Source organism: Kitasatospora sp. NPDC053308 (genome assembly GCF_055585785.1).
Genome location: NZ_JBVJJY010000016.1, coordinates 41,951 through 50,925 on the forward strand (window position 1 = coordinate 41,951; position 8,975 = coordinate 50,925).

The window sequence follows — 8,975 nt, forward strand, 5'->3', positions numbered from 1 at the left end:
GCTTGACCTCAAGCGGACTTGCACTCCTACGGTCGACCGCGTCCTGACGATCAGTCGGTGGACGCGACCCACGACGCGAAGGAGCACCGGAGAGATGGCGACGCTCAAGGAGTACCCGCACGAGGTGATCGCCGCCCAGCCCATCGGGGCGTGGAGCGGCGAGGCCTACCGCAGGGTGGTGGGAGGACTGCGCGAGCAGCTGGCGGTGGAGGGCCTGACCCATCCGCACTGGTGGACGCTCAACCACGCGGCCGGCCGGCCCGGCGGCTGGACCAGGGCGGCCCTGGTGGAGCGGCTCGTCCGCTACGACGACCAGGACACCGACTTCGACGCCGTCTTCGACGACCTGATCGCGCGCGGCTGGCTCGTCGAGGACGCCGGCGCCTTCACCCTCACCGAGGAGGGCGAGGCCGGGCGCCTACGGGCCCGGGAGCGCAACCTGCGGATCCACGAACGCACCCACGAGGGCATCGACCCGCAGGACTTCGTCACCACGGTCAACGTGCTGCGCCGCATGGTGGCGAACCTGGGCGGCGACGGGAACCTCCCCGACTGACCGGCCGCCCAGCCGGCCGCGGAGGCGGCCCCGGACGGGGGTCGGGGCCTCCTGCGCGGGCGTCACCGCGGCGTCGATCCGCCCGGCCGAGCCCGCAGGGCACGCCGCGGCGCCGCGCCCTCCTCCGGGCCGCATGCGGACTCCACCGCCCTCCCGGGATGTCGTCGGCGCGGAACAACAGCCGCCACCGCGACGGTCGCCGCCCTCGCCCCGGCGAGCGGTCTGCCGGCATCCCCGCCGCCGACCCTAGTCCCACACCACGGACCACACGGCCGTACCGGGCGGCGCCGGTGGGACGTCCCGGTACTCGTCCACCAGGCCCGGGACCACGCCGCTCGCCGCGAGCCGCGTGGTCCACGCGGCGCGGGCGGCCTCGTCCGCCGTGGTGCAGACGGCGACGGCTTCCGCCGTGAGCTCCTCCAACGCCAGTGTCTCCGGGTGCAGTTGGACCCGGACCCAGGCGACGTCCGGGCGCTGCTCCACGGTGCGCAGGCAGGCGACCAGGTCGGCGAGCGGGGGCCGCCCGTACCCCCACTGGTTGGGGGCGATGCACCCCTCGTCGTCGTTGCCCTCGAAGCATTCGTCCAGCGTCAGCAACGGCATGACGCCGTCCTCGCCGGCCCGGTCGATCACGTGCGCTATGGGGATCACGGTCAGGGATCCTCGCACAAGGGCGTGCGGAGCGGGCCGGGGCGGCCGGTCACGCCCGGGCACCGGAGGAGGATTGACCCGTGGAAAAGTGCTCCGATTGCCCCAGGATCATGGGTCTTTCGGGCCGTAGATTGGCCGCATGACGACGACGAACACCACCGCGAACACCGCGAACACCGTGAACGCCACCGCCGTCACCACCGCGATCCCGGCCCCGGTCCTGGCCCGCCGCGCCGAGGCCGAGACCTGCGCCGACCCGGGCGCCACGCCACCATGACGCTGCTCGCCGAGACCGACCAGGGGCAGGGCGGCTTCACCGTCTACCGCTCCGCCTTCTCCCGGGGCGCCGCCGGGGCGCCCGCGCACGTCCACACCAAGGCCTGGGAGCTGTTCTTCGTGATCAGCGGCTCGCTGGAGGTGCTGGTCGGGGAGGAGGTCACCGTCCTGGGCGAGGGCGACTTCCTGGGCGTGCCCCCGCACACCCCGCACGCCTTCGCCGCCGCCGAGGGCGCCGAGGCCGACGTCCTGTTCCTGTTCACCTCCGGCATGGACCGCTTCGACTACCTGCGGCTGCTGGGCAGCGTGATGCGCGGCGAGACGGCGCCGGCGGCGATCGCGGCCTCCGGCGAGCGCGTCGACAACCACTACGTCGACAGCCCCGTCTGGCGCGAGGCCCTGGCGGGCCGCGCCTGACCGGGCCGGTCGGGGGGCTGACCGGGCCGGCCAGGGCGGGGTCGGTCACCCCCGCGCCCCGGGTCGTCGCTCGTCGTCGCTCGACGGGCCGGGGCGGCCCGGGTGTGGAACGGTGGAACCCGGGGGTGTCCCGGTTGCGAGAGGAGTGGCCATGTCGTCGAAGCGCCGCCGCAAGAAGAAGGCCAGGGCCAGGCGCGGGGCCAACCACGGCCGCCGCCCCCAGTGCTGAGCCGTACCTGAGACGGCCGCTCGCGCCCGGGCCGTAGCCCGGGCGCGACGCGGCGGCCGGGCAGGTCAGAGCCGCCCGCGCCCCAGGAAGCCGCCGCGCGGCACCACGTGGTACTGGCGGCGGTCGTTGCCGTTCGTGCCCAGGACGAGTTCCAGGACCAGGCCGCGGCCGTCCGCGCGGGCCTCGCGCAGCAGCTCCGCCGCGGCGGGCTCCGCGGGCGTCTGCTCCATGACGTGGTACGCGGTGGGCGCCGGTGCCGGGAGAGGGTCCGGGCGCGGGATGCCCGGCAGGTCCCAGTGCAGCCGGGCGACGGGGCTGTACAGGCCGGGGGAGTCCATGGCCCAGCCCTCCTCGGTGGTGCCGCCGTCGCGGTACCAGCGCAGCGCGTGCTCCACGGTGCCGCCCGCGCTCGGCCGCTGGCCGGCCCGGCACCACTCGGCCACACCGGCCGCCTCGATCCTGGGCAGCACGGCGGTGATGTCCTCGCGGACCACGTAGTAGGCCCGCGCGTGGAGCCGGCAGATCAGCAGCGCCTCGGCGTCGGAGAGGCGGTCGAGCGCTTCGAGGGGCCTCGGGCGGGTGCGGGAGTCCAGGACGCGGGTCACCACGTGCTCGACGCCCTCCACCGCCGCCAGCGCCTCCACCAGCCGCCGGATCCGTCCGAGCTCCGCCGCCCGGGCCGCCCGCGCCCGCGGCGAGTCGGCCAGGGCGCGCAGCCGCCGCTCGGTGGGCCAGCGGCCGCGCACGGCCCGCAGGCCGTCCCACAGCTTCGTCAGCGGGTAGAGCAGGAGGGTCAGGAAGCCTTCCACCGGCCGGTGTCCTCTCGGATCGCACGCGTGTCCGCGCAACTCACCCTGGCCCACCCGGGCCCGGCCCACAATCCGCTCACCGGGCCCCGCTCCGGCAACCCACGGCCGGAGGTCAGTCCCAGGGTTCGTTGACGGTTCCGGTGGTGAAGGAGGCTTCTTCGAGGAGTTCCGGCGTCAGGCGGACGCCGGTGAGGTGTTCGGCGAGGGCCAGGGCGAGCTGGGTCTCGTCGGGGTACAGGGCGGGGTCGAAGTCCGGGACGGCTGCGCTGACGGGGCCGGGAGCCATGTCCTCGACGCGCAGGCGGGTGGTTCCGTCCGCGTACCAGCAGCCAGTTGCTCGCCAGCAACGACCGCCACTGGCCCGGCAAGCCGTCGAGCGACATGATCCTCGTGCTGCGCCTCGACCGGACCGCCGGTCCGGCGGGGCGGGCGTGCGGCTAAAGTCCCAGGTGAGAACCGTCGCGCCGTCCGAGGAGACCCCGCCATGCCGACCGACCCCGTCGCCGCCGCCGCAGCCGCCCGCCCGCAGGACGCGAGCCCGCGGCCCGCGCGCCTGGGGCTGGGCACCGCGGCCGTCGGCCGGCCCGGCTACATCACCCTCGGACGGGACGCGGACCTGCCCGCCGAGCGGACCGTCGAGGCGCTGCGCGAGCGCACCCACACCCTGCTGGACGCCGCGTACGCCGCCGGGGTGCGCTACTTCGACACCGCCCGCTCCTACGGCCGCGCCGAGGAGTTCCTCGCCCAGTGGCTGGACGACCACCCCGGGCCGGCGGGCGAGGTGACGGTCGGCAGCAAGTGGGGCTACACGTACACGGCCGGCTGGCGGACCGAGGGCGTGGCCGCGCACGAGGTCAAGGAGCACTCGACGGCCGTGTTCGACCGTCAGATCCGCGAGACCCGCGCCCTGCTCGGCGACCGCCTGGACGTCTACCTCGTCCACTCCGCCATGCCCGACGGCCCCGCCCTCACCGACCCCGCCCTGCACCAGCGGCTCGCCGCGCTCGCCGCCGAGGGCGTCCGGGTGGGCCTGTCCACCAGCGGCCCCGCCCAGGGCGACACCATCCGCCAGGCCCTCGCCGTCACCGTCGCCGGCCGCCCGCTGTTCACCGCCGTCCAGGCCACCTGGAACCTGCTGGAGACCTCCGCCGCCCCCGCCCTCGCCGAGGCCCACGCGGCCGGCTGGATGGTCGTCGTCAAGGAGGGCATGGCCAACGGCCGCCTGGCCGGACGCAACGCCACCGGCCCCGACACCGCCGCCCTGCGCACCCTCGCCGCCCGCACCGGCGCCACCCCCGACGCCCTCGCCCTGGCCGCGGCCGCCGCCCAGCCCTGGGCCGACGTGGTGCTCTCCGGCGCCGCCACCCTCGACCAGCTCGCCTCCAACCTCACGGCGGCCGAGGTCCGGCCGGCCCCGGACGACCTCGCGGCCCTCGCCGGCATGGCGGAGCCGGCCGAGGCGTACTGGCGCACCCGCTCCCGACTGCCCTGGAGCTGACGGGAGTCGGCGCCCCGGCCGGGTCCTGCGGGGCCCCGCCGGTCAGGCCCGAGGCTCGGCGGCCCGCTCGGCGGCGGTGCTCGCCCGCCACTTGTCGAGGTAGCGGAAGAACACGTCCAGAGGCGACTCGTCCCCGGCGACGTCCTCGACGGCCCGGGGCCAGCCGCTCAGCACCGACAGGCCCTTGGCCTGGGCCAGCCACTGCGGGAACGCTCCGTCGGCCCCGAACTCGAACGGCTCGCACAGGCCATGGGCCTCGAGTGCGACGGCGTACCCGGTGAGCATCGCCTGCAGTTCCAACAGGTCCCGGTGGTACAGCCACATGCCGGGTCGCAGGCGGATCTGCTCCAGCAAGTCGTCCAGGTTCCGGAAGTCGGCGGGCCACCTGGTTCGGGGCCGGGTTCCATGATCAACTGTCATCGGCCCACCCTACGCAAAAAGCTCGCGGCGGCTGGGGGCCTGCGGGATGCTCGGCGCGTGCGTGGGGAATGCGACGGGGTCACCCCGGTGCCGCGGATGCCGCTGCTCGGCGACTTCCGGCTCCACGCCGACTTCCAGGTCGGCCTGGACCGGCCGGTGTTCGTCGCGGAGGGCGACCTGGTCCACTACGGGCGGGGCCACGTCGTGGTCACCCGGCCGACCGGTGAGCGGCACCGGCACCCGGCCGGCCGCAGCCACTGGATCTGCGGCCGGCCGGGCCCGGTCCCCGATCCGGGCGCCGGGCGGCGGCGCCGGTAGCGCCCCGGCCGGCTGTCGGTGCCCCCTCCTACGGTGGGCCGCATGACGCAGCCACCACCGGACCTCGCCACCGCCGTCGCCGAACTCGCCGCCCGCGCCGACCTGCCCGTGCCGCTGCCGCCGGGCCGCCTCGTCGGCGCCGAGGACGGCCGGGAGCCGCTGCTGTGGATCAGCGACGCCCCCGCGCCCGCCGGGCTGTGGGCGCAGCTGCACCGCGCGCACTCGCACAGCGGGCTGTGGCCGCTGCTGCTCAGCCCGCTGGAGCGCGGCGGCCCCGACTACCGGCCCTGGCTGTCCGGCGAGCTGTACCCCACCGGCGCCGAGGTCCCCGGGCTGGACGACCCGGCCGCGCTGCTGCGTGGCTGGTGGCAGACGGGCCGCGGCGAGGACGGCCACGGCGAGGACGGCCACGGCGGCGGTGACGACGACGAGGAACTCGCCGAGGCCCTGGCCCCGTACGGCCTCGCCTGGCCCGGTACCGCGCCCGCCGTCGCCGTCCCCGAGGGCGCGGCCGACCGCGAGGCCCGCCGGCTGGCCGACGTCCTGCAGCCGGGCAGGGACGTCCGCCTGGGCCTGGTGCGGGCCGGCGGCGGCGCCGAGGCACTGGCGGTGTGCGGGTGGAGCGGGCCGGTGAACCACGAGGGCGACATCGCCAAGATCGCGGCCGTGCTCGCCGACTGGGAGCGCCGCTTCGGCGCCCAGGTGGTCGGAGTCGGCTTCGACACCCTGGAGTTGAGCGTCCCCGTGCCGCCCGCCACACTCGCCGAGGCGCTCCTGCCGGCCGCCGAGCACACCGCCTTCTGCCCGGACCTGGTCTTCCAGGGCACCGGCAGCCTCACCGAGTACGCCGAGCAGCTGGTGGGCGCCCACCAGTGGTCGTTCTGGTGGGACTGACGCCCGCCCCGCCCCGCCCGGGGTCAGTACTCGGAGCTCGGTGCGGCCGTCGTCGGCCCAAGGTCCGGCTCGTCGCGCAACTCCACCGCCTCGCCCGGCCGTTCGAGCTCCAGGACGACCAGCTCGTTGCTCCCCGCCCGCCACAGCGGCGCGGGGGCGTAGAGGGTGCGCTGGGGGCCCTGCGCGCGGTAGCGGCCCAGCAGGAACCCGTTCAGCCACAGCAGCCCGCGCCCCCAGCCGGGCAGGGCCACGAACGCGTCGGCGGGGGAGGGCAGTTCGGCGGTGAAGCGGTGGAATACCGGCTGCCCGTCCGGCCCGTCGTCCCCCGCCGCGTCCGGGCCGCCGCTCGCGAAGTGCAGCGCCGACAGGTCGGTCAGCGGCAACGGCCGGATCTGCCAGCCGAACAGCCGCTGGCCGCCGTGCGAGACACCGCGGGTGATGCCCTTGCGGTCGTCCATGTTCGGGCCGTAGTTCACCCGGCCCAGGGCCTCCACCAGGATGTCCAGGGTGACCCCGTCCGCGCAGGTGGCCAGCGCCAGCGACTCGCCGGGGGAGTTGCGCTCCAGCGTCCCGAGCGGGCGCCCGTCCGCGAACACCAGCGCCCGGTCGGCCAACCCGTCGATGCGCAACGGCAGTTCGGGGCGCGGGCCGGGCACCCGGGTGCGGTAGTGGATCAGGCCGCGGTCCTGCCCGAGCTGCTCCATGGGCAGCGGCGCGGCCCGCTCCACCGGGTGCGACAGCGCGTCCAGGCTCTCCAGCAGCACGGCGCGCCCCTGCGCCCGCTCCAGGCGCTGCGGCGCCACCCGGGGGAGCGGGGCGGGCAGTTCGCCTCCGGGTAGCTCCGGCACGGGCAGGTAGCGGCCGATGACCTCGCGCAGGGCGTGGAACTTGTCGGTCAGCTCGCCGGCCTCGCCGATCGGCGCGTCGTAGTCGTAGCTGGTGACGGTCGGCTCGTAGCCGGCGTCCAGCGGGTGCGCGCCGGAGTGGTTGGCGCCGGACCACAGGCCGAAGTTGGTGCCGCCGTGCGCCATGTAGAGGCTGACGGAGGCGCCGGTGGCCAGCAGCTCGTCCAGCGAGGCGGCGGTCTCCTTCGCGTCCCGCACGTGGTGCGGCAGGCCCCACTGGTCGAACCAGCCGATCCAGAACTCCATGGCGGTCAGCGGGCCCTCGGGCTGGTGGCGGCGCAGCACCGCCAGGCGCTCGGGGGCGCGCGAGCCGAACGTGGCCGTCGCCAGGTGGCCGGGCAGGGCGCCGCCCTGCTGCATGGTGTCGTGGGCGCCGTCGGTGGTGAACAGCAGGCAGTCCACGCCGCGCCGCTCCAGGCCGTCGCGCAGGTGCAGCAGGTAGGCGGTGTCGTCGCCGTAACTGCCGTACTCGTTCTCCACCTGCACCGCCACCACCGGCCCGCCCCGGCTGGCCAGCAGCGGCAGCAGCTCGGGCGCCAGCGCGTCGAACCAGCCGTCCACCTCGGCCAGGAACGCCGGGTCCGCGCAGCGCAGCCGCATCCCGTCCACGGCCAGCAGCCGGGCCGGCAGGCCGCCGAACTCCCACTCCGCGCAGATGTACGGGCCGGGGCGCAGGATCACGTCCAGCCCCATGCCGCCGGCCAGGCGCACGAACCGGCCCACGTCCCGCCACCCGGTGAAGTCGACCTTCCCACCGGGCAGTTCGTGGAAGTTCCACGGCACGTACGTGTCCACCGTGTTCACCCCCAGCGCCCGCACCCGCCGCAGCCGGTCCTCCCACAGGTCGGGGTGGATGCGGAAGTAGTGCACCGCACCCGCCACCACCCGGTGCGCCACCCCGTCCCGCACGAACCCGTCCGCGTCGTACCCGAGCATGCGCATTCCTCGCCTTCCCGATCGCCGGCCCCGGCCACCCCGAACCTAGCAAGGAACCCGCCCGCGCACCGTCCTCCCCCGGCGCGCCCGCCCGCCGGCGGGAGGGCCGGGGTCGTCCCGGACCCGCTCGATGGGCCAGAATCCAGGACCTGGGACAACCCCGGGCACCGGCGAGAGTGATCAATGACACGCGCATTCGACATCAACAGGCTGCTGGACCTCATGCCGCCGCACGAGGGGGCCGGTGAATCCGGTGACTGGGCAGCGGTCGAGCGGGCGTGGGGCTTCCGGTTCCCCAGCGACTACACCCAGTTCGTGACCCGGTACGGGCGCGGGAGCATCGAGGCCTGTCTCTCGGTGTTCTGCCCCGATGAGCTGATGCCGGAAGACGCTCCACAGCCGGGGATGCACGACATGACGGAGGAAGCGCGCCACCTCTTCGAGGAGGACGGGGAGCCTACCGATGAGGTGCACTCCGCCGAGCAGCTGATCGCCTGGGGTGGTTCGGCCACTGCTGACACGCTGTGCTGGCTGATGGTCGGGGACGACTCCGACGCGTGGCCGGTCGTGGTCCTCGGCAGGAACGGGGGCGCGCCGCTGGTCTTCCACATGGGGATGGCCGAGTTCCTCTACCGGATGCTCACGGCGGAGATCGACCCGTGCCCCATCGGGATCACCGATGCCTGGGGCTGTGCGTCCCCTCGGTTCGTCCACTGGCGGCTCAGCCGGGAGCGGTCCCGCGCCAAGCTCGACCCGCTGACCGGCGGGCCGAGGAGCTGACACACCCCCTGACCGGCAGCCTACCGATGAGGTGCGCTCCGCCGAGCACTGATCGCCTGGGGGCTGACACGCTGTGCTGGCTCATGGTCGGGGACGACCCCCGCGCGCGGCCGGTCGTGGTCCTCGGCAGGAACGGGGCACGCCGCGGGTTTTCCCCTGAGGATGGCCGAGTTCCTCCACGGCGTGGACTGCGCCCGGATCAGCCTGAGCCCCGTCGGCGCCGTCGTCACCTGGGGTGAGCGGCCGTCCGTCCACTGGCGGGCCGAGTGGCGGGGACAGAGCGGTT

11 protein-coding genes and 1 pseudogene are annotated in these 8,975 nt (G+C 75.3%); 7 read left to right on the plus strand and 5 right to left on the minus strand.

What is annotated here, in order from left to right; translation table 11 throughout:
• Positions 1-94: 94 nt before the first annotated feature.
• A complete protein-coding gene (locus ACZ6Y7_RS28700) occupies positions 95-556 on the plus strand; it encodes a MarR family transcriptional regulator (RefSeq protein WP_465760845.1) in 462 nt (153 codons plus the stop codon).
• A gap of 246 nt (positions 557-802) precedes the next feature.
• On the opposite strand, the gene ACZ6Y7_RS28705 is transcribed toward ACZ6Y7_RS28700, so the two are convergent.
• Positions 803-1,207 carry a hypothetical protein gene (locus ACZ6Y7_RS28705; protein ID WP_465760846.1) on the minus strand — a complete coding sequence of 135 codons (405 nt, stop codon included), beginning with the start codon at positions 1,205-1,207 and terminating at the stop codon, positions 803-805.
• Between the two features lie 139 nt (positions 1,208-1,346).
• Here ACZ6Y7_RS28705 and ACZ6Y7_RS28710 point away from each other — a divergent pair.
• Positions 1,347-1,900: pseudogene (locus tag ACZ6Y7_RS28710) on the plus strand (cupin domain-containing protein).
• A 151-nt stretch (positions 1,901-2,051) separates the two neighbouring features.
• The gene (locus ACZ6Y7_RS28715; RefSeq protein ID WP_464336931.1) at positions 2,052-2,129 is read left to right on the plus strand and encodes a hypothetical protein; all 78 of its coding nucleotides are present in this window, start codon (positions 2,052-2,054) and stop codon (positions 2,127-2,129) included.
• Between the two features lie 65 nt (positions 2,130-2,194).
• Here the strand turns inward: ACZ6Y7_RS28715 and ACZ6Y7_RS28720 are convergent, their stop codons facing one another.
• Together ACZ6Y7_RS28720 and ACZ6Y7_RS28725 are read right to left on the minus strand one after the other, a co-directional pair.
• On the minus strand, positions 2,195-2,938 hold the full coding sequence (locus tag ACZ6Y7_RS28720) for a hypothetical protein (RefSeq protein ID WP_465760847.1): 744 nt from the start codon (positions 2,936-2,938) through the stop codon (positions 2,195-2,197).
• A gap of 112 nt (positions 2,939-3,050) precedes the next feature.
• On the minus strand, positions 3,051-3,224 hold the full coding sequence (locus ACZ6Y7_RS28725) for a DUF6461 domain-containing protein (protein WP_465760848.1): 174 nt from the start codon (positions 3,222-3,224) through the stop codon (positions 3,051-3,053).
• Between the two features lie 198 nt (positions 3,225-3,422).
• Here ACZ6Y7_RS28725 and ACZ6Y7_RS28730 point away from each other — a divergent pair, with 198 nt between their 5' ends.
• Complete coding sequence (locus tag ACZ6Y7_RS28730; protein WP_465760849.1) at positions 3,423-4,436, plus strand: aldo/keto reductase; 1,014 nt, start codon at positions 3,423-3,425, stop codon at positions 4,434-4,436.
• 42 nt (positions 4,437-4,478) lie between these two features.
• Here ACZ6Y7_RS28730 and ACZ6Y7_RS28735 read toward each other — a convergent pair whose 3' ends face one another.
• Complete coding sequence (locus tag ACZ6Y7_RS28735; protein ID WP_465760850.1) at positions 4,479-4,856, minus strand: hypothetical protein; 378 nt, start codon at positions 4,854-4,856, stop codon at positions 4,479-4,481.
• A 57-nt stretch (positions 4,857-4,913) separates the two neighbouring features.
• Between ACZ6Y7_RS28735 and ACZ6Y7_RS28740 the strand changes: the two genes are divergently transcribed.
• Both ACZ6Y7_RS28740 and ACZ6Y7_RS28745 read left to right on the plus strand, forming a co-directional pair.
• Positions 4,914-5,174, plus strand: coding sequence for a hypothetical protein (locus tag ACZ6Y7_RS28740; protein WP_465760851.1), 261 nt, complete (start codon positions 4,914-4,916; stop codon positions 5,172-5,174).
• A 42-nt stretch (positions 5,175-5,216) separates the two neighbouring features.
• Entirely contained in the window at positions 5,217-6,068 is an 852-nt protein-coding gene (locus ACZ6Y7_RS28745) for a DUF4253 domain-containing protein (RefSeq protein WP_465760852.1), read from the plus strand.
• 23 nt (positions 6,069-6,091) lie between these two features.
• Here ACZ6Y7_RS28745 and ACZ6Y7_RS28750 read toward each other — a convergent pair whose 3' ends face one another.
• On the minus strand, positions 6,092-7,909 hold the full coding sequence (locus ACZ6Y7_RS28750; protein ID WP_465760853.1) for a glycoside hydrolase family 35 protein: 1,818 nt from the start codon (positions 7,907-7,909) through the stop codon (positions 6,092-6,094).
• A gap of 183 nt (positions 7,910-8,092) precedes the next feature.
• Between ACZ6Y7_RS28750 and ACZ6Y7_RS28755 the strand changes: the two genes are divergently transcribed.
• On the plus strand, positions 8,093-8,689 hold the full coding sequence (locus ACZ6Y7_RS28755; RefSeq protein WP_465760854.1) for an SMI1/KNR4 family protein: 597 nt from the start codon (positions 8,093-8,095) through the stop codon (positions 8,687-8,689).
• Positions 8,690-8,975 lie beyond the last annotated feature (286 nt).

Coding starts and splice junctions, on each gene's coding strand:
- ACZ6Y7_RS28700 (WP_465760845.1), top strand. CDS start 95: ATGGCGACGCTCAAGGAGTACCCGCACGAGGTGATCGCCGCCCAGCCC.
- ACZ6Y7_RS28715 (WP_464336931.1), top strand. CDS start 2,052: ATGTCGTCGAAGCGCCGCCGCAAGAAGAAGGCCAGGGCCAGGCGCGGG.
- ACZ6Y7_RS28725 (WP_465760848.1), bottom strand. CDS start 3,224: ATGGCTCCCGGCCCCGTCAGCGCAGCCGTCCCGGACTTCGACCCCGCC.
- ACZ6Y7_RS28730 (WP_465760849.1), top strand. CDS start 3,423: ATGCCGACCGACCCCGTCGCCGCCGCCGCAGCCGCCCGCCCGCAGGAC.
- ACZ6Y7_RS28735 (WP_465760850.1), bottom strand. CDS start 4,856: ATGACAGTTGATCATGGAACCCGGCCCCGAACCAGGTGGCCCGCCGAC.
- ACZ6Y7_RS28745 (WP_465760852.1), top strand. CDS start 5,217: ATGACGCAGCCACCACCGGACCTCGCCACCGCCGTCGCCGAACTCGCC.
- ACZ6Y7_RS28750 (WP_465760853.1), bottom strand. CDS start 7,909: ATGCTCGGGTACGACGCGGACGGGTTCGTGCGGGACGGGGTGGCGCAC.
- ACZ6Y7_RS28755 (WP_465760854.1), top strand. CDS start 8,093: ATGACACGCGCATTCGACATCAACAGGCTGCTGGACCTCATGCCGCCG.